24 protein-coding genes are annotated in these 22,958 nt (G+C 74.6%); 15 read left to right on the top strand and 9 right to left on the bottom strand.

Annotated elements, in window-relative coordinates:
- Positions 1 to 19: 19 nt before the first annotated feature.
- Positions 20 to 385: a hypothetical protein gene (locus ID804_RS10900; protein WP_169080028.1), complete on the bottom strand. Its 366-nt coding sequence runs from the start codon at positions 383 to 385 to the stop codon at positions 20 to 22.
- A gap of 75 nt (positions 386 to 460) precedes the next feature.
- Between ID804_RS10900 and thiL the strand changes: the two genes are divergently transcribed.
- Both thiL and ID804_RS10890 read left to right on the top strand, forming a co-directional pair.
- Positions 461 to 1,495 (top strand): thiamine-phosphate kinase, encoded by a 1,035-nt coding sequence (gene thiL, locus ID804_RS10895; RefSeq protein ID WP_169080026.1) that lies wholly within the window; start codon positions 461 to 463, stop codon positions 1,493 to 1,495.
- Between the two features lie 103 nt (positions 1,496 to 1,598).
- A complete protein-coding gene (locus tag ID804_RS10890) occupies positions 1,599 to 2,021 on the top strand; it encodes a putative immunity protein (RefSeq protein ID WP_169080024.1) in 423 nt (140 codons plus the stop codon).
- On the opposite strand, the gene rsmD is transcribed toward ID804_RS10890, so the two are convergent.
- Positions 2,018 to 2,662, bottom strand: a complete 645-nt coding sequence (gene rsmD / locus ID804_RS10885; RefSeq protein ID WP_169080022.1) for a 16S rRNA (guanine(966)-N(2))-methyltransferase RsmD — start codon at positions 2,660 to 2,662, stop codon at positions 2,018 to 2,020. The genes ID804_RS10890 and rsmD overlap by 4 nt on opposite strands.
- 50 nt (positions 2,663 to 2,712) lie before the next feature.
- On the opposite strand from rsmD, the gene ID804_RS10880 reads away from it, so the two are divergent.
- From ID804_RS10880 to coaD, 3 genes are all read left to right on the top strand, one after another.
- Complete coding sequence (locus ID804_RS10880; RefSeq protein WP_169080020.1) at positions 2,713 to 4,917, top strand: ATP-dependent DNA helicase RecG; 2,205 nt, start codon at positions 2,713 to 2,715, stop codon at positions 4,915 to 4,917.
- A gap of 77 nt (positions 4,918 to 4,994) precedes the next feature.
- Positions 4,995 to 5,684, top strand: coding sequence for an endonuclease/exonuclease/phosphatase family protein (locus ID804_RS10875; RefSeq protein WP_169080018.1), 690 nt, complete (start codon positions 4,995 to 4,997; stop codon positions 5,682 to 5,684).
- Positions 5,685 to 5,761: 77 nt separating this feature from the next.
- A complete protein-coding gene (gene coaD / locus ID804_RS10870) occupies positions 5,762 to 6,250 on the top strand; it encodes a pantetheine-phosphate adenylyltransferase (protein ID WP_169080016.1) in 489 nt (162 codons plus the stop codon).
- A 125-nt stretch (positions 6,251 to 6,375) separates the two neighbouring features.
- On the opposite strand, the gene ID804_RS10865 is transcribed toward coaD, so the two are convergent.
- On the bottom strand, positions 6,376 to 6,639 hold the full coding sequence (locus ID804_RS10865; protein ID WP_169080014.1) for a hypothetical protein: 264 nt from the start codon (positions 6,637 to 6,639) through the stop codon (positions 6,376 to 6,378).
- A gap of 544 nt (positions 6,640 to 7,183) precedes the next feature.
- Here ID804_RS10865 and ID804_RS10860 point away from each other — a divergent pair.
- Entirely contained in the window at positions 7,184 to 7,387 is a 204-nt protein-coding gene (locus ID804_RS10860; RefSeq protein WP_169080012.1) for a DUF4287 domain-containing protein, read from the top strand.
- Here ID804_RS10860 and ID804_RS10855 read toward each other — a convergent pair.
- Complete coding sequence (locus ID804_RS10855) at positions 7,384 to 8,058, bottom strand: TetR/AcrR family transcriptional regulator C-terminal domain-containing protein (RefSeq protein WP_169080010.1); 675 nt, start codon at positions 8,056 to 8,058, stop codon at positions 7,384 to 7,386. The two genes, ID804_RS10860 and ID804_RS10855, sit on opposite strands and share 4 nt — an antisense overlap.
- 128 nt (positions 8,059 to 8,186) lie before the next feature.
- Here ID804_RS10855 and ID804_RS10850 point away from each other — a divergent pair, with 128 nt between their 5' ends.
- The gene (locus tag ID804_RS10850; RefSeq protein ID WP_169080008.1) at positions 8,187 to 9,107 is read left to right on the top strand and encodes an NAD(P)-dependent alcohol dehydrogenase; all 921 of its coding nucleotides are present in this window, start codon (positions 8,187 to 8,189) and stop codon (positions 9,105 to 9,107) included.
- Between the two features lie 10 nt (positions 9,108 to 9,117).
- Positions 9,118 to 9,690, top strand: a complete 573-nt coding sequence (locus tag ID804_RS10845; RefSeq protein ID WP_169080006.1) for a YdeI/OmpD-associated family protein — start codon at positions 9,118 to 9,120, stop codon at positions 9,688 to 9,690.
- A 28-nt stretch (positions 9,691 to 9,718) separates the two neighbouring features.
- Here ID804_RS10845 and ID804_RS10840 read toward each other — a convergent pair whose 3' ends face one another.
- Positions 9,719 to 10,432: an RraA family protein gene (locus tag ID804_RS10840; protein WP_169080004.1), complete on the bottom strand. Its 714-nt coding sequence runs from the start codon at positions 10,430 to 10,432 to the stop codon at positions 9,719 to 9,721.
- A gap of 47 nt (positions 10,433 to 10,479) precedes the next feature.
- On the opposite strand from ID804_RS10840, the gene ID804_RS10835 reads away from it, so the two are divergent.
- Positions 10,480 to 11,481 carry a TIGR03557 family F420-dependent LLM class oxidoreductase gene (locus tag ID804_RS10835; RefSeq protein ID WP_169080002.1) on the top strand — a complete coding sequence of 334 codons (1,002 nt, stop codon included), beginning with the start codon at positions 10,480 to 10,482 and terminating at the stop codon, positions 11,479 to 11,481.
- An 8-nt stretch (positions 11,482 to 11,489) separates the two neighbouring features.
- On the top strand, positions 11,490 to 11,783 hold the full coding sequence (locus ID804_RS10830; protein ID WP_169080000.1) for a DUF4287 domain-containing protein: 294 nt from the start codon (positions 11,490 to 11,492) through the stop codon (positions 11,781 to 11,783).
- Here the strand turns inward: ID804_RS10830 and ID804_RS10825 are convergent.
- Positions 11,780 to 12,391 carry a hypothetical protein gene (locus ID804_RS10825; protein ID WP_169079998.1) on the bottom strand — a complete coding sequence of 204 codons (612 nt, stop codon included), beginning with the start codon at positions 12,389 to 12,391 and terminating at the stop codon, positions 11,780 to 11,782. The two genes, ID804_RS10830 and ID804_RS10825, sit on opposite strands and share 4 nt — an antisense overlap.
- A gap of 246 nt (positions 12,392 to 12,637) precedes the next feature.
- Between ID804_RS10825 and ID804_RS10820 the strand changes: the two genes are divergently transcribed.
- From ID804_RS10820 to ID804_RS10800, 5 genes are all read left to right on the top strand, one after another.
- The gene (locus ID804_RS10820; protein WP_317451273.1) at positions 12,638 to 13,045 is read left to right on the top strand and encodes a PLD nuclease N-terminal domain-containing protein; all 408 of its coding nucleotides are present in this window, start codon (positions 12,638 to 12,640) and stop codon (positions 13,043 to 13,045) included.
- Positions 13,046 to 13,049: 4 nt separating this feature from the next.
- A complete protein-coding gene (locus ID804_RS10815; RefSeq protein WP_169079996.1) occupies positions 13,050 to 13,949 on the top strand; it encodes a coenzyme F420-0:L-glutamate ligase in 900 nt (299 codons plus the stop codon).
- 167 nt (positions 13,950 to 14,116) lie between these two features.
- On the top strand, positions 14,117 to 15,040 hold the full coding sequence (locus ID804_RS10810) for an AAA family ATPase (protein WP_169080263.1): 924 nt from the start codon (positions 14,117 to 14,119) through the stop codon (positions 15,038 to 15,040).
- Between the two features lie 9 nt (positions 15,041 to 15,049).
- Positions 15,050 to 16,435, top strand: a complete 1,386-nt coding sequence (locus ID804_RS10805) for a DUF58 domain-containing protein (RefSeq protein WP_169079994.1) — start codon at positions 15,050 to 15,052, stop codon at positions 16,433 to 16,435.
- Positions 16,428 to 18,809 (top strand): transglutaminase TgpA family protein, encoded by a 2,382-nt coding sequence (locus ID804_RS10800; protein WP_169079992.1) that lies wholly within the window; start codon positions 16,428 to 16,430, stop codon positions 18,807 to 18,809. The genes ID804_RS10805 and ID804_RS10800 overlap by 8 nt, the downstream gene beginning before the upstream one ends.
- Before the next feature lie 229 nt (positions 18,810 to 19,038).
- Here the strand turns inward: ID804_RS10800 and ID804_RS10795 are convergent, their stop codons facing one another.
- The 3 genes from ID804_RS10795 to glgX all read right to left on the bottom strand — a co-directional run bounded on the left by ID804_RS10795 (position 19,039) and on the right by glgX (position 22,869).
- On the bottom strand, positions 19,039 to 19,896 hold the full coding sequence (locus ID804_RS10795) for a type IV toxin-antitoxin system AbiEi family antitoxin domain-containing protein (protein ID WP_169079990.1): 858 nt from the start codon (positions 19,894 to 19,896) through the stop codon (positions 19,039 to 19,041).
- Positions 19,897 to 20,216: 320 nt separating this feature from the next.
- Complete coding sequence (ybaK, locus tag ID804_RS10790; RefSeq protein ID WP_169079988.1) at positions 20,217 to 20,711, bottom strand: Cys-tRNA(Pro) deacylase; 495 nt, start codon at positions 20,709 to 20,711, stop codon at positions 20,217 to 20,219.
- Positions 20,704 to 22,869, bottom strand: coding sequence for a glycogen debranching protein GlgX (gene glgX, locus ID804_RS10785; protein ID WP_169079986.1), 2,166 nt, complete (start codon positions 22,867 to 22,869; stop codon positions 20,704 to 20,706). The genes ybaK and glgX overlap by 8 nt, the downstream gene beginning before the upstream one ends.
- Positions 22,870 to 22,958: the final 89 nt, after the last annotated feature.

Below are 22,958 nucleotides of genomic sequence, written 5' to 3'. Positions count from 1 at the left end.
GGCCGCGAGCCCGCCGCGGTCAGGGCAGCAGCGAGCCGAGGGTGAGCACGAGCGTCGTCCACAGGCCGCTCAGCAGCCCGACCGCCATGAGCACGAGCGCGACGCCGATGAGGCCGCGGAACACGGCGTCGCCCCGGTCGCGCTCTGGTGCCGCGGCGCCCGTGCGGGCGCGCCGCTCCAGCCGGCGGGCCCGCAGCAGCGCGAGCACTCCGAGCACGGCGGCGAGCGGGGGCCCGACGAAGCGCAGCGCGTCGATCGCCGCGCGCACCGGCGCGGTCACGGCGAGCGGTGGGGCCACGAGCTGCGCTCCGAGCACGAGCACCGCGGCGATCGCGGCGATCGTCAGCAGCGCTCGCGACGCGGCGCGCAGGCGGTGCGGGGTCACGGTGCTCCTCTCGGTAGGCGGGCTCGGCGGCGCTCGAGGGGTCCGGCACCGGCGGCCCAGGCTAGCGTGGTGGCCATGACCGCTCCCGAGCCCGACCCGGTCGACCCGGTCGACACGCTCGGCGCGGTCGGCGAGCTCGCGGCGCTCGCCCGCATCATCCCCCGGCTGCCGGCGAGCGAGGCCGCCGTGCTCGGCCCCGGCGACGACGCCGCGGTGCTCGCCGCTCCCGACGGCCGGTACGTCGTGACGACCGACATGATGATCCACGGCCCCGACTTCCGGCGCGCGTGGTCGAGCCCGCACGACCTCGGCTGGAAGGCCGCCGCCACGAACCTCAGCGACGTCGCCGCGATGGGCGCCCGCCCGACGAGCCTCGTGGTCGCGCTCGCGGCTCCCGCCGAGACGCCGGTCGCCGACCTCGAGGCCTTCGCCGACGGTCTCGCCGAGGCCTGCGCCACGCTCGCGCCGGGCTGCGGCGTCGTCGGCGGCGACCTCAGCGTGTCGCACACCCTCACGATCGCGGTGACGGCGTTCGGCGACCTCGAGGGGCGCGAGCCGGTGCGGCGCGACGGCGCGCGGCCGGGCGACGTCGTCGCGGTCTCCGGCCCGCTGGGGCTCGCGGCGCAGGGCCTGGCCCTGCTGTTCGAGCTCGGCGTCGACTCCACGGGGGCGCCGGATGCCGCGGCGGCCGCTCGAGCGCGCGCCGAGCATCCGCTGCCGGTCGCCGCCCAGCTCACCCCGCACCCGCCGATCGCGGACGGCGTGGCCGCCGCCCTCGCCGGCGCCACCGCGATGCTCGACCTCAGCGACGGGCTCGCGCTCGACGCCCGGCGCGTGGCCCGCGCGAGCGGTGTCGTCATCGACCTCGACGCCCGCGCGCTCGCCGAGGAGGGCACGGGCCCCCTCGCGCTCACCGGCGGCGAGGACCACTCGCTGCTCGCGACCTTCCCGCCGCACGTCGCGCTGCCGGGCGGCTTCCGCGCGATCGGCGTCGTCGCGGCCGTCGACGATCGGCACGGCGGGCGACCGGCGGTGCTCGTCGACGGGCACGTCGTCGACGAGCGGGGCGGCTGGGACCCGTTCGCGGAGTGGAGCGGTCTCGCCGACTGAAGTCGTCGCGCGCCGCGTGTAAGAACCGCGGAACCCTCGACATAATCCCCGTGAAGAGTCGCCCACCATCGGGGGTCGGGCGCCGCAGCAGAGGGCAGGCAGCATGATCACTCCCCACCAGCACCGTGAGCTCGCCCGGTGGGCCGCCCTCTGCGCCGAGCGCGCGCTGGCCGTGTTCGAGGGCGAGCGCGAGCAGGATCCGCGCCCCCGCGCCGCCATCGCCGCGGCCCGCGCCTGGGCGAGCGGCGCGATCACGACCGAGGCGGCGCGCGAGATCTCGTTCCTCGCCCACGCCGCCGCGCGCGAGGCCGTCGGTGCGGAGGCCGTCGCCGCGGCCCGCGCCGCCGGGCACGCCGCCGCCGTCGCGCACGTCGTCACACACGCCGCGCACGCCGCCGACTACGCGGCCCGCGCCGCCGCCGACCCCGCCGACGAGCGCTGCTGGCAGCGGTCGATCATCGACGCCGAGCTGCTCGAGCAGGTCGCGCGCCAGTCGCAGCGCGACCTCGACCGCCAGCCGGCTTAGTCGTCCGCGCCCGCGCCGTCGTCGCCCGCGTCGGCCGCGCTCGCGCCGTCGTCGCCCGCGTCGGCCTCGCTCGCGCCCTCCGCCTCGAGCCAGTACACGGCCGTCTCGCCGTAGTCGCTGCGTCGCGCGAGCGCGAGCCCGGCGGGCCACTCGGGCGCCGGCGACCGCGACGAGCGCTCGAGCACGACCACCGCATCCGTCGCCAATCGGGGCACGAGCGCGGCGAGCACGTGGTCGAGCTCGAGCCCGCCGAGCTCGTACGGCGGGTCGACGAAGACGAGATCCCACTGCCCCGGCATCGAGGTCAGGTACGACTGCACGGGCTTGCCCGAGACGTGGATGCTCGGCGCAGACCCGCGCGGCGCCCGCTGCTGCACGAGCTGGGCATTGCGCTTGCAGACCTGCACGGCGGCGTGGCTGCGCTCCACGAGCATCACGGAGGAGGCCCCGCGCGACGCCGCCTCGAGCCCGAGGGCCCCGCTGCCGGCGTACAGGTCGAGCACGCGCGCGCCGTCGACGAGGTCGCGGGCCTCGAGCGCGCTGAAGATCGCCTCGCGCACGCGGTCGGAGGTGGGGCGGGTGCCCGCCCCCGGCACCTTGAGCGTGAGGGAGCCGGCGAATCCGGCGATGATGCGCGTCACGCGTCCACGGTAGTGCGGCGGCGTCGCAGCCCGCGGCTACCGTAGTCACCGTGACCGGCCCTCTCGACGTCAAGCTCGCGAGCGTGCTCGGCGATCGCAGCGCGAAGGCCCTCGCGAAGGCGTTCGGCATGGCGACGGTCGGTGACCTGCTCGCGCACGTGCCGCGCCGCTACGCCCGCCGCGGTGAGCTGACGGCGCTGAGCGAGCTGCAGGTGGGCGAGTCGGTGACGATCGTCGCCGAGATCCTCAGCGTCACCGAGCGCACGATGCGGGCCAGGCGCGGCAGCATCCTCGAGGTCACGATCGGCGACGGCCGGGGCGTCCTCGCCCTGACGTTCTTCAACCAGGCGTGGCGCAAGGCCGACCTCGTGAAGGGTCGCCGCGGCATCTTCGCCGGCAAGGTCGGCGAGTACCGGGGCATCCGCCAGCTCGCGCACCCCGACTACGAGCTGTTCGAGGCGGGCGACGAGCGCGACACCGGGCCGCAGGCGCAGCAGTGGGCGATGCAGCCGATCCCGATCTACCCGGCGACCTCCACCGTCGCGAGCTGGCAGGTGCAGAAGGCGGTCGCGGTCGCACTCGACACGCTCGGCCCGCTCGACGACCCGATCCCGGCCGAGGTGCGCGCCGAGCGCGAGCTGCTCGACCACCGGCAGGCGCTCGAGTGGGTGCACCGGCCCGACGACGACAGGCAGTGGCGCCGCGCGCGCGACACCCTGCGGTTCCACGAGGCATTCCTGCTGCAGGTCGCCCTGCTGCAGCGGCGCGCCCAGTTGCGCGAGCAGCCGGCCACGCCGCGCACGCCCGGCGCCGAGCTCGCGGGCTTCGACGCGCAGCTGCCGTTCGAGCTCACCGCCGACCAGCGGCTCGTGGGGGAGGAGATCGCGCGCGACCTCGCCTCGCCCGTGCCGATGAACCGGCTCGTGCAGGGCGAGGTCGGCTCGGGCAAGACGCTCGTCGCGGTGCGCGCGATGCTCACGGTCGCCGAGTCGGGCGGCCAGAGCGCCCTGCTCGCACCGACGGAGGTGCTCGCCGCCCAGCACCTGCGCTCGATCGTCGCCACGCTCGGCCCCGACCGCGCCGCGCGCCTTCGGCCGGTGCTGCTGACCGGCCAGCTGAGCCAGGCCGAGCGGCGCTCGACGCTGCTGAGCATCGCGAGCGGAGCATCCCGCATCGTCGTCGGCACCCACGCGCTGCTCGGCGACAAAGTGCAGTTCGCTGACCTCGGCCTCGTCGTCGTCGACGAGCAGCACCGCTTCGGGGTCGAGCAGCGCGAGACCCTGCGCCGGAAGGGCAGCGTGCCGCCGCACGTGCTCGTGCTCACGGCGACGCCGATCCCGCGCACGGTCGCGATGACGGTCTTCGGCGACCTCGACGTCTCGACGATCGCGACGCTGCCGGCCGGGCGCATCCCGATCGTGAGCCACGTCGTGCCGCTCGCCGAGCGGCAGGAGCTCTGGCACCGCGCCTGGCAGCGCCTCGGCGAAGAGCTCGCGCAGGGCCGCCAGGGCTTCGTCGTCGTGCCCGCGATCGACGCCACCACGCCGGAGGACGACCCCGACGCCCTCGAGCCCGACGCCGACGAGGCCGGCGCCGGCGGTGCGGCGCCCTCCGGGCAGGGGGCGGATGCTGCGCGCCGCCCGCCCGCCTCCGTCACCGAGCTGACGCCCCTGCTGCGATCGCACCCCGCGCTCGCCGGGCGTCGAGTCGAGCCGCTGCACGGCCGCATGTCGACCGACGAGAAAGACGCCGTCATGCGCGCGTTCGCGGCCGGCGACATCGACGTGCTCGTCGCGACGACCGTCATCGAGGTCGGCGTCGACGTGCCGAACGCCTCGACGATGGTCGTCGTCGAGGCCGACCGCTTCGGCGTCAGCCAGCTGCACCAGCTGCGCGGTCGCGTCGGCCGTGGCGGCGTGCCGGGCCTGTGCCTGTTCGTCACGAGCGCCGAGCAGGGCAGCCTCGCGCGCGAGCGCGTCGAGGCGGTCGCGTCGACGCTCGACGGCTTCGAGCTCGCCACGATCGACCTCGAGCTGCGGCGCGAGGGCGACGTGCTGGGCGCGACGCAGAGCGGCGGGCGCTCGAGCCTGCGGCTGCTGCGGGTCGCGAATGACGGCGACGTGATCGGCGACGCGCGCGTGGCGGCGGCCGAGCTGCTCGAGCGCGACCCGACCCTCGCCGGGCATCCTGGCCTGCGCGACGCGCTCGATCGCCGCCTCGACGACGAGGCGCGCGCGTACCTCGAGAAGAACTAGTCGCGGCGCGTCAAGCCGCTCACCAGCTTCGCGCGGTCGACTAGCGTGGTCACCGGGGAGGACCCGGGGGAGGACGCATGAGGGTCATCAGCTACAACCTCCGCAAGCATGCGGCGGTCGGCGAGCTCGCCGACCTCGTCACCGCGCACGACCCGCAGCTGGTGTGCCTGCAAGAGATCGACACCTCGCAGCTGCCCGCCGAGCTCGGCCCGCTGCACCTCGCCGACGCGACCAAGCGCAACCGGCTGGGGCTCGCCGTGTACTACGACCGCGAGCGGTTCGAGTCGAAGGCGACCGCGGCGTTTCAGCTGAAGAAGTCGCTGCACGATCGCATCGCGGCTCCCGCGCACGAGCGCGTGCTCGGCACGCACCTCATCGACCTCGAGTCGAGCCGCGAGCTCGTCGTGGCCTCGTTCCACGCGGCGCCGCTGACCGCCCTGAACTCGCTGCGGCGCAAGCAGATCCACGCCGCCCACGAGGCGCTGCGCGGGTTCGGCCCGAACCTGCCCACCCTCATGGTGGGCGACTTCAACTACCCCGTGTTCAAGGACTTCCTGCACGCCGACGTGCGCGACAGCGGCTACGAGCTCACGCTCAGCGACGCCCGCACCTACACGCGCTACAAGTTCTTCCGCGGCCACTTCGACTTCGCGACCTCGATCGGTCTCGACATCGCGAGCGTGCGCACCCTGCCGCAGGGCGTCAGCGACCACCTGCCGATCCTCGTCGCCGCCGACTACGCCGCGCGCGCCGAGGCCGCGGCCTGACCGCCCCGCACGATCAGGACCTTCGACCCGGTCGCGCGCCCGGACCGCGCCGAGCGAGCCCCACTAGGCTGGGAGCCGTGAGCAGAGTCGCCGTCGTCCCGGGTTCGTACGACCCGATCACCCTGGGCCACCTCGACGTCATCGAGCGCGCCGCGCGCATCTTCGACGAGGTGCACGTCGTCGTCGTGCACAACCCCGGCAAGACCGCCATGCTGCCGATCGCGCAGCGAGTCTCGCTCATCGAGCAGGCGATCGCCGACCGCGCGCTGCCCTCGAACATCGTCGTCACCGGCTGGAGCGTCGGGCTGCTCGTCGACTACTGCACCGACGTCGGGGCGAGCGTGCTCGTGAAGGGCATCCGCAGCCAGGTCGACGTCGCCTACGAGACGCCCATGGCGATCGTGAACCGCAACCTCGCTGGCGTCGAGACGGTGTTCATGCTGCCCGACCCGGCGCACGCCCACGTGTCGAGCTCGCTCGTGCGGCAGGTCGCCTCCCTCGGCGGCGACGTCGCGCCGTACGTGCCGCGCGCGGTCGCCGAGTTCCTGCTCTCGCTCGAAGACTGACCGCTGCCGCCCACCGGCGCCCGGAATGGCGGAAGGCCGCCACCGGGGCGAACCTCCGGTGACGGCCTCCTGACGATGCCCCCCGATGCTGCGGGGGCGGATGCTCGGCGCACGATCGTCGCCGATCAGCGCGGCGGCAGCGTGAGCAGCAGCTGGCGCTGCAGCAGTCGCTCGCGCTGCTCGAGGCTGAGCTCGTGCTGCACGCGTCGCGCGCGGCGCTCGTGCTGCACGGCCACGGTGGAGCGGCGGCTCCACTGCACGAGTGCGACGCCGAGGTGCAGGGCGATGCGGTCGACGAGGCTGACGCGGCGCGCCGGCACGCTGCGGCTGCTCGGGTGCGACGAGCGCACCGGGGCGGAGTGACTCGGTCGAGTCGTGGTGGTGTTCATGAGTGGTGGTGTTCCTTCACTGCGCGGGGAAGCGATTCAGGCGCGCGTGGTCGCGCGACGGAGGACGTTCCCGGGGGATGCCGCTTCTGGCGGCGGAGGGGGAGCGGCGGCGTCGGCGCATCCTCACAATGGAGGAGCGCGGTGACTCGCCGTGAACGGGGCGATGACCCGCAGATGCACGGTGCTCGACGGTCGGCGGCAGGAGAGCCGCAGCGCGAGCGCGCGGTGCCCGGGTCGGGCTTCTTCAGCGCCGCCACCGTCTGACCGGCGGCGTGCTGACCGTCGCGGCTAGGCGGTGAAGGCGCCGACGAAGCCGGCACGGAGACGGGTGATTCCCGTCGTCTTGATGATCAACATGTCGGCCTCCTCTCGGCGTGTCAGGGCCCCTCACGGTGAGTGGGCCTCGTGAACAGTAGCGGTCGACCGGAGTGCCGCGCAAGCATCATCTGCCCCCCTTCTGGGGGTGCCGATGCGCGATCGGGGGTCTTGTCGATCGCGGCCGGCGCGACCTAGCGTTGCCCACGACCACCGAGGAGTTCGACCCATGCCGTTCACGGCCCGCTTCGCGTCGATCGAGACGCTCACCGGACTGACCGCCGGCCAGCTGATCGCCGCGGCTCGCGATCGCGGGTTCGCGTGCCCGACGGCGACGCTCGACGAGATCGCCGCCTGGCTCGAGGACGACTACGACCTCGGCCCGGAGCACGCCGAGGCGATCGCCCATGCGCTGCGGGAGGACGCCGCCTAGCTCGGCGCGTCGGTGGTGCGCCGCTCGGCGGTCTCGCGGGCGTGCAGGCGCTCCAGGCCATCGAGAATCAATTCGGTCATGAGCGCGAACTCGGCGGCGTGGTCGTGCGCGGAGTCGGCGAGGACGGCGGTGATCGCCGGGAACTCATCGGCGCGCTCGCCACGAGCGACGGCCGCGACCTCCTCGCCGAGCTGCTGCAGGGTCGGGCGGCGCAGCTCCTGCAGGGTGAAGCCCATGATGGTGCCGTCGACGAGGTGGAGGCCGTGGTGCGCGAGCTGGGGCGAGAAGCCGGCGTCGAGCATCCGCCGTTGCAGCGCCTCGGCGTAGCGCAGACGGTTCCGGCCGACCGTGGGGCGTGCGGCGACGAGCTCGCACGCCCACGGGCGGGCGAGGAGCACCTCGTGGGCGCGCGCCATCGTGGTGCGGGCGACGACGCGCCAGTCCGACTCGTCGGGGAGCGGGTCCGCCCACATCCCGACGACGTGGTCGACGAGGCCGTCGAGCAGGTCGCCCTTGTCGCGCACGTGGCCGTAGAGCGACATCGCCTCGACGCCGAGGGCAGCCCCGAGGCGACGCATCGACAGCGCGGGGAGGCCGTCGCGGTCAGCGACGCTCAGCGCGGCGGAGAGGATCCGCTCGCGCGAGAGCGGAGCGCGAGGGCTCGTGGGCATGCGAATGGTCCTTCCCCTTGACAGGGCGACGTCGACACGGCACCCTTACGCTGTAAGTATACACCGTAAGGAGCGAGATGAGAGCGATAGAACGGCGATCGTACGGTGGGCCGGAACGACTCGAGGTCGTGGTGACGGACGCCCCGGTGGCCGGCGTCGGCCAGGTCGTCGTGCGGCAGCAGGCGAGCTCGGTGAACCCGCTCGACTGGCATGAACTGCGGGGCAAGCCGTACCTCGTGCGACTCGCGCGTGGGCTGCCGCGCCCGCGCGAGCAGCGCATGGGCAGCGACATCTCGGGCGTCGTCGAGTCGGTGGGCCCGGGCGTGACCGGTCTCGTGCCGGGCGACGAGGTGTTCGGCTTCGGCCGGGGCGCGTGGGCCGAGCGCGTCGTGGTCTCGGCCGAGGGCGTGGTGCGCAGGCCCGCCTCGCTCGACGCGCTCGACGCCGGCGGCGTCGGCGTCGCTGGCATCACAGCGCTGCAGGCGCTCGAGCGGGCCGAGGTCGGCGCCGGGCACCGAGTGCTCATCGTCGGCGCCTCAGGCGGTGTCGGCACCTTCGCGGTGCAGCTGGCGAAGCTGCTCGGTGCCCACGTCACGGCGGTCACGAGCACGCCCAACCTCTCGCTCGTCGCTCGGCTCGGCGCCGACGACCTCGTCGACTACACGGTCGACGACGTCACGCGCGGCATCCCGCGCTTCGACGTCGTGCTCGACGTCGCCGGGGGCCGCTCGCCGCGCGAGCTGCGCAGCGTGCTCACGCCCACCGGAACGCTCGTGCGCTGCGGCGAACCGCGCGGCCAGTGGATCGGCCCGCTCCTCGCCTTCGCAGGTGCGGCGCTGAGCACGCGGCTCACCCGGCGCCGCACGATCGCCCTCCTCGCCGAGCGCGACCGGGCCGACCTGCAGCGCCTCGCCGACTGGCTCGCGACCACCGCGCTGCGCGTCGTCGTCGACGGCGTGCACGACCTCGACGATGTCGCGGTCGCCGTCGCGCGCTCCGAGTCGCGTCGCGCGCGCGGCAAGATCCTGCTCGCGATCGACGCCGCCTAGGGTTGCCCGCATGGGCGCCAACGCCGAGAAGCCGATCCTGCTGTTCGCCTCGACCACCGAGTGGGAGGCGTTCCTCGAGGCGAACCCCGAGCACGAGGGCGTGCGGCTGCAGACGCGCAAGAAGCGGTCGACCGCACCCGGCATCACGTACGACGAGGCGCTCGAGTCAGCCCTGTGCTTCGGCTGGATCGACGGGCAGATCTACGGCTTCGACGACGACTACTCGCTGCAGGTCTTCACGCCGCGCCGACCGCGCTCGGTGTGGTCGCAGCGCAACGTCGGCATCGTCGAGCGACTCATCCACGAGGGGCGGATGCGCGCGGCCGGCCTCGCCCAGGTCGAGCGCGCGAAGGCCGACGGCCGGTGGGAGGCCGCCTACCGGCAGAAGGGCATGGTCGTGCCCGACGACCTGCGGGCAGCGCTCGACGCCGCACCGCGCGCCGCGGCGACCTTCGCCGCGCTGACGGCGCAGCAGCGCTTCGGCATCGTCTTCCGGCTCGACGGCGTGAAACGCGCCGAGACGCGCGAGCGCAAGCTGCGCGGCTATGTCGAGCAGCTCGAGCGGGGCGAGTCGCCGATCTGAGGAGCCGACCCGCGCACGGCAGCGCCGCTCAGGTCTCGATCGCGCCGCCGCGAGCGGCGAGGTGGTCGCGCAGCGAGTAGCCGGGGTTCTCCGCGCGGAGGGCGAGGTACTCGTCGAAGGCGAGCTGCTCGCGCAGGCTCGAACCAGCGCGCATGCGGTCGGCCTGAGCCTGCTCGGTGGCCTGGATGCGCGCGGCGAGCGGCAGCGCATCCTCTGCGTGCTCAGCGGCGACGACGACCACGCCGTCATCGTCGGCGACGATCGTGTCGCCCGGCCGGATCGTCGTGCCGCCGATCGTCGCGGTGCGCATGGCGGGAGCGGCGGGCGGGATGCGCACGGGGCCGCGCGGGAAGGCTCCGCGGCTGAAGACCGGGATGCCGATCTCGACCAGCTGCGCCGTGTCGCGGTGGAAGCCGTCGATGACGATGCCCGCGAGGCCCGCGCGGTGCGCCTCGAGCGCGAGCAGGTCGCCGACGCACGCCTCGTCGTCGCGACCGCCGTTGTCGACGACGAGCACCGCTCCGGGCGGCGCCTCGCCGATGATCTCGAGAATCACGTCGACGCTGCCCAGGTGCGTCACCGGCGCCGCAGGGCCCTGCACGATGCGACCCGGCAGCACCGGCCGCAGGGCGAACGCTGGGGCGGGCACGCGCAGCCGCACGAGGGCATCGACGACGGGGCCGGTGGCGAGCGCGGGCTCGGCGAGGTGCAGCGCGGTGGAGAGGTCGGGGGCGTCGCTCATGCGCTCGACTCTGCCCTGTCGGGGTGCGCGTGCGCCAGACTGGGCCGGTGACCCAGGCACGCATCGGCTACGCGGCGTCGCTCGAGCAGTTCGGCCCGACCGAGGCGATCGAGCTCGCGGCCCTCGCCGAGCGGCACGGCTTCGTCGGCACCGTCGCGAGCGAGGGCTTCCAGCCGTTCACACCGCAGCAGGGCCAGTCGCCCTTCGTCTGGAACGTCGTCTCGGCGCTCGGCGCGCGCACGACCGGCCCGCTCGGGGTCGGGCCGGTGTCGCCGACGTTCCGCTGGCACCCGGCGATGGTCGCGCAGGCCGCGGCGACGCTCGCCGCGATGTACCCGGGGCGGCACTGGCTCGCGCTCGGCAGCGGTGAGGCGCTCAGCGACCACATCGTCGGCGAGCGCTGGCCGGAGGCGCCCGAGCGCATCGCGCGCATGTTCGAGGCGCTGTCGATCATCACGAAGCTCTTCGCCGCTTCGCTCGCGGGCCGCGACACCAAGCACGACGGCGAGTTCGTGCGGCTCGAGACGGCGCGGCTGTGGACGATGCCCGAGGTCGCGCCGAGCATCCTCATTCAGACGGCCGGCCCCCTGACGGCGAAGCGGGCCGGGCGCAGCGCCGACGGTCTGCTCATCGAGGCCGCGCCGTACGACCGCATCGGGATGCTCTTCCAGCGCTTCGATGAGGGCGCGCGCGAAGCGGGTCGCGACCTCGCCTCCACGACCAGGGTTCTGCGCCTGCACCTGTCGTGGGCGCCCACCGACGAGGAGGCGATGGCGAACGCGCTCGCCGAATGGCCGAACGGGGGCATGCGGTTCGCGAAGAGCGACATCCGCTCGCCGTTCGATCTGGAGCAGATCGCGAAGCTCGTGCGGCCCGACGACATGTCGGCGCGCATGGTCGTCTCGAGCGACCCCGACGTGCACCGCGCCGCGGTGCAGGCGCACCTCGGCCTCGGCTTCGACGAGGTCTACCTTCACAACGTGGGCCGCGACCAGCGCGCCTTCATCGAAGTCTTCGGCCGCGACGTGCTGCCGAAGCTGACGCGCTAGGAGGCGCGATGTCGTTCCAGGCCTATCTCGACGCGATCGAGGCGAAGACGGGCCGCACCCCGCGGCAGCTGCTCGACGAGGCGATCGCGCGCGGATACCAGCAGTCCGGCGTGAAGGCGGGCGTCATCGTGCAGTGGCTGGCCGACGCGTACGGGCTCGGCCGCGGCCACGCGATGGCGATGGTGCACGTCATCACGAAGGGGCCGCAGATCTCGTCGAAGCACGTCGGCAGCGACGGCGTGCACCGCGACGAGACCGACACCCTCTGGCTCGACGGGGTCGCGACGAAGCCGCAGGGCTAGGCGGGCTCGCTCGCCGGCGGCTCGGGGAGGGCGGCGAGCCAGTCGCCCCAGAACTGCTTCCAGCGGGCGGCGTCGGCCGCGGTCGCCAGCTGGGAGTGCGTGACGGTGAGGCGCGTGCGGTCGGCGGGCGCGGCATCCACCGCGAACGAGACGACGCCGAGCCGCTCATCGCCCCGCAGCAGCTCGAAGCGCGGCGTCTTCACGCCCGGCTTCGACAGCATCGGCGTCTGGTGGTCGGGCAGCAGCGCGGCGCGCGAGGCGTCGTCGAGCAGCAGCTCGCGCACGTCGGGGCGGCTCATCGGCACGACGCGCGAGCGCGACACGGTGAACGTGCCGTCGGGCATCTGCCCGGGCAGGCGCAGGCCCGTGATGCGCTCGAGGCCGACCGTGACGCCCTGCGCCCACCACGGGTCGACGCCCTGTTCGACGAGCCACGTGGCGATCGCGGTGTGCCCGGCGGCGCGGCCCGGGCCGGCGTCGATCGCGGCGACCCAGTCGTTCCAGCCGCGGCCAGTCTTCTCGCGCACGAGGGCGTCGGCGTGGTCGGGCTGCGCGACCCAGTCGCGGTCGGCGGATGCTGCGCTCGCGGGTTCGGAGCTCTCGGTCATGCGGTCCTCCGTGGGGGTGCTGCGCGGGGGCGGGGCGGGGCGGTGCGGAGCGGTGCGAGGCGGTGCGGGGCGGTGCGAGGTGACGGCGACGCTCTCGCCAGTGTGCCGCCGCTGCCACGTGCCGCGCCAGGCACTCACGCGTTCCGGGCCAGCGGGACGCGGCGGCCGGCGCCACCACTCCGGCCCGATCGCGGAATCTCGCGCACGCCCTCGCGCAACCTGGGCAACCCTCACTATGGTGAGCCCGTGTACCTGCTGCTGAGCGCGCTGCCGCTCCTCGTGATGATCCTCACGCTCGCCGACGTCATCACCGGCGGTGAGGAGCGCGTGCGGCACCTCAACCGCACCTTCTGGATCATCATCGTGATCCTGCTGCCGGTCGTCGGCAGCATCCTGTGGTGGACGATCGGGCGCGAGTACCCGCAGCGCTCCCGCGAGATGCCGGCGAGCTTCGGCGACCCGCGCCGCACCGAGCGGGTCGAGCGCGAGCTCGCCACGCGGTCGGCCGCGAGCACGGAGGCGCAGCTCGCCCGCCTCGACGCCGAGATCGCCGAGGCCGAGGCCGCCGCGCGCATCCGCCGCCTCGAGGCCGAGCTCGCCGAGCGCCGCCGCGGCGCCCACGACGCCGGCGAGGGCGCCGCCGCGCGAGAATGACGGCATGACCCAGCCCGACGACGCGACGACGCCCGCGCACGCCGCGCAGCTCGCGCGGGCCGCGCAGCCCGACGCCCCCGACCCGCTCACCGTGGTCGGCGTGCCCGGCATCCCCGAGATCGCGCCCGGCGACGACCTGCCCGCCCTCATCGCCGCAGCCGCCGCGCGCGCCGGCGCCCGGCCCGGCGACATCCTCGCCGTCACGAGCAAGGTCATCAGCAAGGCCGAGGGGCGCATCGTCGAGGCCGACGACCGCGAGCAGGCGATCACCGACGAGACGGTGCGCGTCGTGGCGACGCGCGAGCACCTCGGCGGTGTCACGCGCATCGTCGAGAACCGGCTTGGCCTCGTGATGGCTGCCGCGGGCGTCGACGCGAGCAACACGGCCGACGGCACCGTGCTGCTGCTGCCGGTCGACCCCGATGGCAGCGCGGCCCGCATCCGGGCATCCGTCGAGGCGGTCGTCGGCGCGCCGATCGGCGTCGTCATCACCGACACGGCCGGGCGCGCGTGGCGCGAGGGCCAGACCGACATCGCGATCGGCGCGAGCGGCGTGCGGCTGCTCGACGACCTGCGCGGCGCGCACGACGCGCACGGCCGGCTGCTGAGCGTGACGGCTCCGGCGATCGGCGACGAGATCGCCGCCGCTGCCGACCTCGTGAAGGGCAAGACCAGCGGGATGCCCGTGGCGATCGTGCGCGGCCTCTCCCGTCACCTCGACGGGGCCGCGGCCGGCGGGCGCGCGCTGATCCGCCCGGCGGCCGACGACCTGTTCCAGCTCGGGCACCGCGAGGCGTTCGAGGAGGGCCGCGCGGCCGGCCGCGAGGCGGGCTATGCGGAGGGCTACGCCGACGGGTTCGCCGAGGGGCAGGCGGAGGCGCGCGGCGACGGCGCAGCATCCTGACGAAAGATCATCAGGTGCGCGCGGTTCACGGCACATTTTTCGCGAGGCCGTGACAGTGTGAGCGAGTGAGCACGACGACGAGCCCGACGCACGCCGAGCAGCCCCTCGACCGACAGCCCCTCGACCCGGAGCGCTTCGCAGAGCTCGGCGACGCGATCCGACGGGCGATGAACGGCGTCATCGACGGCAAGCCCGAGGCGGTCGACACGGCGCTGACGGTGCTGCTCGCCGAGGGGCACCTGCTCATCGAGGATGTTCCCGGCGTCGGCAAGACGGTGCTCGCCCGCGCCCTCGCGCGGTGCATCGACGGCACGGTGAGCCGCATCCAGTTCACGCCCGACCTGCTGCCGGCCGACATCACGGGCGTGAGCGTGTTCCGCCAGCAGCTGGGCACCTTCGAGTTCACGCCGGGCCCGGTCTTCGCGCACATCGTCATCGGCGACGAGATCAACCGCGCGAGCCCCAAGACCCAGTCGGCGCTGCTGGAGTGCATGGAGGAGGGCCAGGTCACCGTCGACGGCATCACGCACCGGCTCGAGGCGCCGTTCCTCGTCGTCGCGACGCAGAACCCCGTCGAGATGGAGGGCACCTACCCGCTGCCGGAGGCGCAGCGCGACCGCTTCATGGCCCGCATCTCGATCGGGTACCCGGATGCCGAGAGCGAGCAGCGCATGCTGCGCGACCGCGAGCACGGCTCGCCCCTCGATCGCCTCACCCCGATCGTCGACGTGGCGGGTCTGCGCCGCATGATCGCGACCGTGCGCGAGGTGTACGTGAGCCCCGCCGTCGAGACCTACGCCGTCGCGATCGTGCAGGCCACGCGCGACGACTCGGCGCTGCGGCTCGGCGCGAGCCCCCGATCGACCCTGCAGCTCGTGCGCGCCGCCCGCGCCCGCGCCGCGCTCGACGGCCGCGACTTCGTCGTGCCCGACGACATCGACGCCCTCGCCACCGCCGTGCTCGCCCACCGCATGGTGCTCGTGCCGCGCGCGCAGCACCCCGACGGTCGGCCGGTGCGCGGCGTCGACGAGGTCGTCGCGCGCATCATCGCCACGACGCCCGTGCCGGTGCCGCAGGCCCCGCGCTCCTAGGGTCGCGCGGTGGGCGAGGGGCGCGAGCGCGCGCGGCGACGACGCCGCGCGGGCGCCGGTGCTCCCCGGCTCACCGGCCGCGGGTGGGGCTTCCTCGTCGTCGGCGCCAACCTGTTCGCGCTCGCCTACGGGCTGCAGCGCCCCGAGCTGCTCCCCGCCGCCGTCATCGCGGTCGGCGCCCCCGTCGTCGCGCTGCTCGTCGTCGCGGCCGCGCGCCCGCGCGTGCGGGTGTCGCGCCACCTCGACCCGGTCGTCGCCGTCGAGGGCTCGCCCGTGCGTGTGGGGGTCACCGTTGCCGGCCGCGCCCGCGCCGCCGAGTGGCTCGAGCGCGTGCCGATGCGCCCCGGCTTCGCGGGACCCGGCCGACTGCTGGAGGTGCGCGGCTCGCGCCCGCGGCAGCTCGGCTACCGCTACTGGCCCGCCCACCGCGGCCTCGTCGCCGTCGGCCCGCTGCTCATCGAGGATCGCGACCCCTTCGCCCTCGCCGTGCGCGTCACCGACACGGTCGCGGTGACGACGCAGCTCGTCGTGCCCGAGGTGGTGCTGCTCGCGCCAGGCCCCGTGCCTGACCCGGCGGCGGAGAGCGGCCCGCGCACGACGCGCTCGCGCGAGCGCAGCGCCGACGACGTCATCACGCGCGAGTACCGGCAGGGCGACGCGCTGCGGCGCGTGCACTGGCGCGTCTCGGCTCGACAGGGCGAGCTCATGGTGCGGCAGGACGAACCCCAGGCGGGGCCCCGCGCGCGCCTCATCGTCGACACGCTGCGGCCCGGGCATCCGGACCTCGATCTGCGCGTCGCGACGGCGGCCGCCGGCTCGGCCGGCCCCGGGGCGGTCGCGGGCGGGTCGGCCCCCTCCGGCTCGCGCACCTTCGAGTGGTGCGTGCGCATGGCCGCCTCGGTGGGCGCGCACCTCGCCGAGCGCGGCTACGCCGTCGACCTCGTGACGCCCTCGACCCGCCCGGTCGGCACGCCGCGCGCCGACGGCCCGGTCGGCGAGCTGCTGGGCGAGCTGGCCGTGCTGCCGCTTGCGCACCGCAGCGCCCTGCCGCCGGCGTCGGTGGCGCCGGGCAGCGTGCCGCTCGTCGCCGTCGCCAGTCGCCCCGACGATGACACGGTGCGGTGGATGCTCGGCCAGCGCCCGCCCGGATCCCTCGCCATCGCCCTGCTCGTGCGCCCCGCGGCCGCGGCCGGGCCCGCCGACGACGCCGAGCTCGCCCTCGAGCGCGCCTTCGGCGACGCGGGCTGGATCGTCGCGACCGTGCCGCTCGGCACCCCGCCCGACGAGGCGTGGCTCGCGCTCAGCGGGGTGGGGCCCGCGCTGACCGGGGTGGAGGCGCTCGCGGCGCGCGTTGCCGGGTCGGGAGCGGCGAGCGCGGGGGGTGCCCGTGGCTGAGACCGAGGGGCCGCTCGTGCGGCGCGTCGGCCGCGCTCGAGGGCGCGGCGCCGTCGCCGTGCCCGCCGCCGCGCTGCTCATGATCGCGGTCGCCCTCACCGGCTTCACCGCGCTGCTGCAGCCGGGGCAGTGGTGGCTGACCTCCACCGTAGTCGCCGCGGCCGCGGTGGGCGCCGGCCTGCTGGCCCGCTGGCGCGCGCCGAGGTGGCGACCCCTGTGGTCGGTGCTCGGGGGGAGCGCGGGGCTCGTGGTCATCCTCATCGCCCTCTTCGCCGCCGACACCGCGATCGCCGTCGTGATCCCGACCATCGACACCGCCGAGCGGTTCGCGGCCCTCATCGCCGAGGGCGAGCTGTCGATCGCCGAGCAGGCGCTGCCCGCCGAGGCCGACGCGGGCATCCGCTTCCTGCTCGCGCTCGGGGTCGGGGCGCTCGCCATCGCGACCGACTCGCTCGCCTCGCTCAGTCGGCGACCGGCGCTCGCCGTCGTGCCCGTGCTGGGCATCCTCGCCGTTCCCGTCGTGCTCGACCCCGGTGCCCTGCCGCTGCCGACCGTGCTCGTCACCGCCGGCGCCTACCTGCTCATGCTCGCCCTGCACCGGCCCGCCGCGAGCGGGGGAGGAGCCGGCCTCGCGCGTGCCGTCACCGCGGGCGCCGTCGTGCTCGTCGTCGCGCTCGTGCTGCCGCCCGCCCTGCCCTCGGTGCTCGAAGGCTCGCGCCTGCCCGGCACGGGCCCGGCCGGCATCGTCACGGGCATCAACCCCGTCGTCGAGCTCGGCGACGACCTGCGCCGGCCGACGCCCGTCACCGTGCTCAGCTACTCGACGCAGCTCGAGGGCGGGCAGTACCTGACGCTCTCGCACCTCGCCGAGTTCAGCGGGCAGGAGGTGCTGCCCGTGCCGTTCGAGGGCTCGCGCGAGGAGGCCGGCGAGCTCGGGCCGCCGCCGTGGTTCGATCCTGCCGTCGAGCGCACCGTCGTCGAATCGACCATCACGCTGCGCAACGTGCGCTCCCGGTGGGTGCCGCTGCCCCCGGCGCCCGTCAGCACCTCGGGCCTCGAGGGCGGGTGGATCATCGACCGCGACGGCGTCACCGTCCGCACGCAGGAGGGGAGCATCCGCGCCGGCACCTACACGGTCGAGAACTGGGTGGCGCAGCCCACCCCCGCGCAGCTCGCCGCCGCCACCGTCGCCGACCCCGGGCTAGAGCTGTACCGCACGCTGCCCGCCGACCTCGACCCGATCGTCGAGCAGACCGCGCGCGAAGTCACCGCTGGGCTCGACAACCCCTACGAGCAGGCGCTCGCGCTGCAGCGGTGGTTCACCGGCGGCGAGTTCACCTACTCGGAGGAGGCGCCCGTCGAGCAGGGTTTCGACGGCTCGGGAGCGGCGATCGTCGCCGCCTTCCTCGAGGCGCGCACCGGGTACTGCGTGCACTTCGGGTCGGCGATGACGCTCATGGCGCGCACGCTCGGCATCCCGACCCGCATGGCGGTCGGGTTCCTGCCCGGCACCCGCAACCCCGTCATCCCGAGCGAGTACACCGTCTCGTCGGACGAGCTGCACACCTGGCCAGAGCTGCACTTCGACGGCATCGGCTGGGTGCGCTTCGAGCCGACGCCCTCGCGCGGCACCGTGCCCGCGTACGCCGCCGACGACGTCGTGCCCTCGAACGCGCCGTCGCCGTCGGCCTCGACCGAGCCCTCGCAGCCGCCCTCGCCGAGCGCGACCGCCTCGCCCGGAGCGCCCTCGCCCGGCCAATCGGGAGGCCCCGACCTGCCCGACGAGGAGGTCGAGGGCGGGGCGGACGGCGGTGCGGGCGGCGACCGCGGCCTGCTCGGCGGCACCATCGGCGGGGTGGATGCCCGCCTCGTGCTCGGCGCGGCGCTGCTGCTGCTCGTCGCCCTGCTCGCCGCGCCCGCCGTCTGGCGGCGCATGCTGCGCGCGCGCCGACTGCGCTCGTCGGATCCGCTCGACGCCTGGCGCGAACTCCGCGACACGGCCCGCGACCTGGGGCTGCCCGCGGAGGCGACCCGCACGCCCCGCGAGCTCGCCGCCGCGTGGGCGGGGGTCGTGGCGGCGGCGGCCGCGCCCGCCGGCGCAGCCACGCCCGCCCGTGGCGGGCCGGGCGCCACCCCGCCGCGCGCGGAGGCGCCCGAGGCCGGCGACCTCGCACTCCTCGACGACCTGCGCCGCGCCCTCGAGGCCTGCGCCTACGGTGCGCCGGCCGCGCGCGTCGCCGCGCCGGACATCCGCCCGCTGCTGCGTGCCCTGCGTGCCGCGACGCCGTGGCCGCGTCGCCTGCTCGCGCTCGTCGCGCCCCAGTCGCTCGCGCAGCGCGACACCGATGCTTCCCTCGCGCTCGAGCCCTCTTGACCCACCTCGCGTGGGCGGCCCTACCGGAGTTCGGCGTCCGAGTGTCCCTCCCGGGCCGCCCTGCCGCGGCCGGCTCAGGGTGGTCTGCGCACACGGGCGTCCGAAATGCAGGAGCTCGTGCGCGCCGGAAGTCGTGCCGGCGCACCATCGAGCATGGGTCCGTGGCGGTCCACCTCTCGACTCCTGCATCTTGGATCGTGCCCACAGTGGCCCGGGGGCACGCCGAACCTCATCGCCTCGGCACGCGCGAGTCATCCCCTCGCGCGACCGCGGCCAGCACCGCGGCCTCCACTGATGGCCAGTCGTGCATCACCTGACGGAAGCTGAAGCGCAGCACCCGATAGCCCAGGGTCGAGAGGAGAGCGTCGCGTCTGCGGTCCTCCTCGAACGTGCTCGCCGTGTCGTGGAAGGCCCGCCCGTCGAGCTCGACCACGAGAGCCGTGCCGATGAGCATGTCGACTCGCCCGACTCCCGGGAGCTGAACCTGCCGCCGCATCGGCAGTCGGTGGCTGAGCCGGAGCCAGAACAGCGTCTCGATGCCGGACTCGCAGGTGCCGTCGATGCCCCTACGGCCGACCGGGTGACCCGCAAGCTCGAGCTCGTGCCACAACTCGGGTGCCGTGTGCAACGCCGCGTCGAGGCTCGCGAGGTACAGCTCGGTCGGCGCGCAGGACCGCAGGCTCGTGAGCGCCGAGACCGGGTCGGCGATGAGGGCCCCGGGCTCGGGGGCGCGAGCGAGCCAGTGCACCCGCACGTCCGACCGAGGGCCGAGGCGTCGGCTCGAGTCGTCCGCCGACCTCAGTCGTGACGCCGTCGAGGGCACCCCGACGTGCAGCCGTCGGTCGCCGATGGTCCAGATCCCGGCGGAGTCGAGCGCGGTGGAGCAGGTGAGGACGCCGCCGACGCGAGCGGCTCGCACCACCGTGTCGGCGAGGCCCGGTCGTGCGTACCAGCCCTGCCGCACGCGCACGAGCGTTCCATCGCGCAGCAGTCGCCGGATCGCGCTCTGTCCGATGCCGTGCTCGGCGAGAGTCGACGTCGAGAGGATGCCGCCGAGGGCCGGGTCGAGGTGCTTCCACGCGTCCATGGCCGAAGCGTCGGGCCTCAGGGGGCTCGAGGAGCGCCGGTGCTGCGCTTCGGTGGAGTCGTCGAGCGACCAACAGCGGGTCGCGGCGCGGCGTCCGACGTGCAGGACTCGTCCGCGCTCGACGGCGCCCGAACGGCGTGATGTCGCGGCTATCGCGTGCTCTAGCCGCGTGCGATCCTGCATTTCGGACGACGCTGGCACCGCAGAGGCGTGCGCATCGATCGTTCGCCGGCGGCGCTCCGCCGAGGGCCGCCGACCGCACGGGGACAGAAGCCCGGCAGCCGCCGAGCGCAGCGCAGCGCCACCGCGCGCAGCGCCCCCTACCGCGCGATGTCGCCGTACGCCCCGCCCGTCGCACGCAGCAGGTCGTCGGGCGCGAGCTCGAGGTCGAAGCCGCGCCGGCCGCCCGAGACGAGCACGGTCTCCCACAGGGCGGCGCTCTCGTCGACGATGGTCGGCAGCGCCGTCTTCTGCCCGATGGGCGAGATGCCGCCGACGACGTAACCGGTCTTGCGTTCGGCGAGCACGGGCGCGGCCATGACGGCGCGCTTCGCGCCGACGCTCGCGGCGAGCGCCTTGAGGTCGAGCATCGTCGACACGGGTACGACACCGACGACGAGGCGCCCGTCGGCTTCGGCGAGCAGCGTCTTGAACACGCGCTCGGGCGCGACGCCGAGCGCGGTCGCCGCTTCGAGCCCGTACGAGGGGGCGGCCGGGTCGTGCTCGTACGCCCGCGGCGTGTACGGGATGCCCAGCGCCGTCAGCGCGACCGTCGCCGGGGTCGCCGGCCCGCCCTGCGATCGCGGCTTAGCCATCGCCGTCCGCGGGCGACACGACCCCCGGCCCGCTGTCGACCGCGGCACCAGAAACAGCCCCAGAACCGAACCCAGCCCCAGCCCCCGCCGCATCCCCGTGCGCCCTGAACAGCAGCATCGACGCCGGCCCGACCTCGAGCCGTGACCCGGGAGCGTGCCACGCCTCGAGCCCGGTGATGTCGTCGTGCGAGCTATCCCACTGCAGGGTGTAGCCGTCGACGCCGACGTGCTCGGGCAGCGTCACGGTGACGGATTCTTCGAGCCCGTGCACGATGAGCAGCACGCGGTTGAACTCCTCGAACTCGGGGGTCGAGGCGGCGAGGTACTGCAGCGTGCGCTCGGCGGGCGAGTCCCAGTCGTCCATGGTCATGGCGCGGCCGTCTTTGTTGTACCAGTCCATCTGGGTGGCGCTCGGCACGGTCTCGCCCCAGCGCCCGTACCGCACGGGCCGCAGCGCGGGATTCTCCCGACGCAGAGACAGCAGCCGCGCCGTCACCCGGTGCAGGTCCTCCTGCCAGCCGTCGCGCGTCCAGGTGTGCCAGGTCAGTTCGCTGTCGTGGCAGTAGGCGTTGTTGTTGCCGCGCTGGGTGCGGCCCCATTCGTCGCCGGCGGTGATCATGGGGATGCCCGCGCTGAGCAGCAGGGTTCCGAGCAGGTTCCGCATGGCCTTGCGCCGGTCGGCGAGCACGCGCTCGTCGCCGGTGGGGCCTTCGACGCCGAAGTTGTACGACCGGTTGTTGTCGGTGCCGTCGCGGTTGTCTTCGCCGTTGCCGATGTTGTGCTTGTGGTCGTAGGCGGTGAGGTCGGCGAGGGTGAACCCGTCGTGGGCGGTGATGAAGTTGACGCTGGCGAGGGGCCCGCGGTCGGCGGCGAAGACGTGGGCTGAGCCGGTCATGCGCCGTGCGAGCGAGCCGATGCCTTCGGGGGCCGAGCCGACGTGTCGGCTGGCCGCAGCATCCGTCAGCCAGAAGGCGCGGGCGCGGTCGCGGAACCCGTCATTCCACTCGGAGTACCCGGCGGGGAAGTTGCCGACCTGCCAGCCCCCGAGCCCGACGTCCCACGGCTCGGCGATCATCTTCACGCCCTGCAGCGCCGGGTCGTCGAGGATCGCCCGCAGGAGCGGGTGCTCGGGATCGAACGAAGCATGCTTGTCGCGCCCGAGGGTGGCCATGAGGTCGAAGCGGAACCCGTCGACCTGCACCTCGTTGGCCCAGTACCGCAGCGAGTCGAGCACGAGCCGCTGAGCGGCGGGCAGCGAGAAGTCGATGGTGTTGCCGCAGCCGGTGGTGTCGATGTACTGCCCGTCGGGGGTCTGCCGGTAGTAGCTGGCGTTGTCGATGCCGCGCAGGCTCGTGGTGGGGCCGTCGCGGCCTTCTTCGGCGGTGTGGTTGTAGACGACGTCGAGCACGACTTCGAGCCCGGCCTCGTGCAGCAGGCGCACCATGCCTTTGAACTCGCGCAGCACGGCGCCGGTGCCGCCGGTCTGGGCGGCGCGCGTGGCGAGGTGGGTGGCGGGGGTGAAGAAGTTCAGGGTGTTGTAGCCCCAGTAGTTGGTGAGGCCCTGCGTGCGCAGGCGCTGCTCGCTGACGCTCTGGTGCACGGGCAGCAGCTGCACGGTGGTGACGCCGAGGTCGCGCAGGTAGGCGATGGTCTCGGGGTGGGCGAGGCCGGCGTAGGTGCCGCGCAGCTCGTCGGGGATGGCGGGGTGCAGCTTGGTGAGTCCGCGCACGTGGGTCTCGTAGAGCACGGTGTGGTCGAGCGGGATGCCCGGCTTCGCCACCCCGCCCCAGTCGAACTCGTCGTGCTGCACGTACGAGCGCCAGTCGCCGTCGGTGGTGCGGGCGAGGCCGCGCGCGTAGGGGTCGATGAGGTGCCGCTGCGGGTCGTAGGCGTGGGTGGGGCCGTCGGGCCCGTCGACGCGGATCGAGTACCGCGCCCCGGGCCGCAGCTCGGGGTGCTCGGCGCTCCAGACGTGGTGGCGGTTGGGCTGCATCTCGACGGTGGTGGCGACCCAGCGGGAGTCGTCGGGGTCGAAGAGGCACAGCTCCATGCGGGTGGCGTGGCGGCTGTAGACGCGCAGGCGCCCGCCGTGGGGGGTCTGCTGGACGCCGAGGTGGCCCAGGTGGGCGAGGTGCCCGAGGGGTTCGGCGGCTGACATGCGTTTTAGAGTAGGTGACGCCGGTTCGCGCTCTGCGCCCGCGCGCCGGGGCGCACTCGCTGAGCGAACGTCCGGTTTCGCCCGCGGGT

The organism is Microcella alkalica (genome assembly GCF_014595885.1).
Classification (GTDB): Bacteria; Actinomycetota; Actinomycetes; order Actinomycetales; family Microbacteriaceae; genus Microcella; species Microcella alkaliphila_B.
This window is presented reverse-complemented; position numbering and strand designations above follow the sequence as displayed.

Coding starts and splice junctions, on each gene's coding strand:
- thiL (WP_169080026.1), top strand. CDS start 461: ATGACCGCTCCCGAGCCCGACCCGGTCGACCCGGTCGACACGCTCGGC.
- ID804_RS10890 (WP_169080024.1), top strand. CDS start 1,599: ATGATCACTCCCCACCAGCACCGTGAGCTCGCCCGGTGGGCCGCCCTC.
- ID804_RS10875 (WP_169080018.1), top strand. CDS start 4,995: ATGAGGGTCATCAGCTACAACCTCCGCAAGCATGCGGCGGTCGGCGAG.
- ID804_RS10865 (WP_169080014.1), bottom strand. CDS start 6,639: ATGAACACCACCACGACTCGACCGAGTCACTCCGCCCCGGTGCGCTCG.
- ID804_RS10860 (WP_169080012.1), top strand. CDS start 7,184: ATGCCGTTCACGGCCCGCTTCGCGTCGATCGAGACGCTCACCGGACTG.
- ID804_RS10855 (WP_169080010.1), bottom strand. CDS start 8,058: ATGCCCACGAGCCCTCGCGCTCCGCTCTCGCGCGAGCGGATCCTCTCC.
- ID804_RS10845 (WP_169080006.1), top strand. CDS start 9,118: ATGGGCGCCAACGCCGAGAAGCCGATCCTGCTGTTCGCCTCGACCACC.
- ID804_RS10840 (WP_169080004.1), bottom strand. CDS start 10,432: ATGAGCGACGCCCCCGACCTCTCCACCGCGCTGCACCTCGCCGAGCCC.
- ID804_RS10830 (WP_169080000.1), top strand. CDS start 11,490: ATGTCGTTCCAGGCCTATCTCGACGCGATCGAGGCGAAGACGGGCCGC.
- ID804_RS10825 (WP_169079998.1), bottom strand. CDS start 12,391: ATGACCGAGAGCTCCGAACCCGCGAGCGCAGCATCCGCCGACCGCGAC.
- ID804_RS10815 (WP_169079996.1), top strand. CDS start 13,050: ATGACCCAGCCCGACGACGCGACGACGCCCGCGCACGCCGCGCAGCTC.
- ID804_RS10810 (WP_169080263.1), top strand. CDS start 14,117: ATGAACGGCGTCATCGACGGCAAGCCCGAGGCGGTCGACACGGCGCTG.
- ID804_RS10795 (WP_169079990.1), bottom strand. CDS start 19,896: ATGGACGCGTGGAAGCACCTCGACCCGGCCCTCGGCGGCATCCTCTCG.
- ybaK (WP_169079988.1), bottom strand. CDS start 20,711: ATGGCTAAGCCGCGATCGCAGGGCGGGCCGGCGACCCCGGCGACGGTC.
- glgX (WP_169079986.1), bottom strand. CDS start 22,869: ATGTCAGCCGCCGAACCCCTCGGGCACCTCGCCCACCTGGGCCACCTC.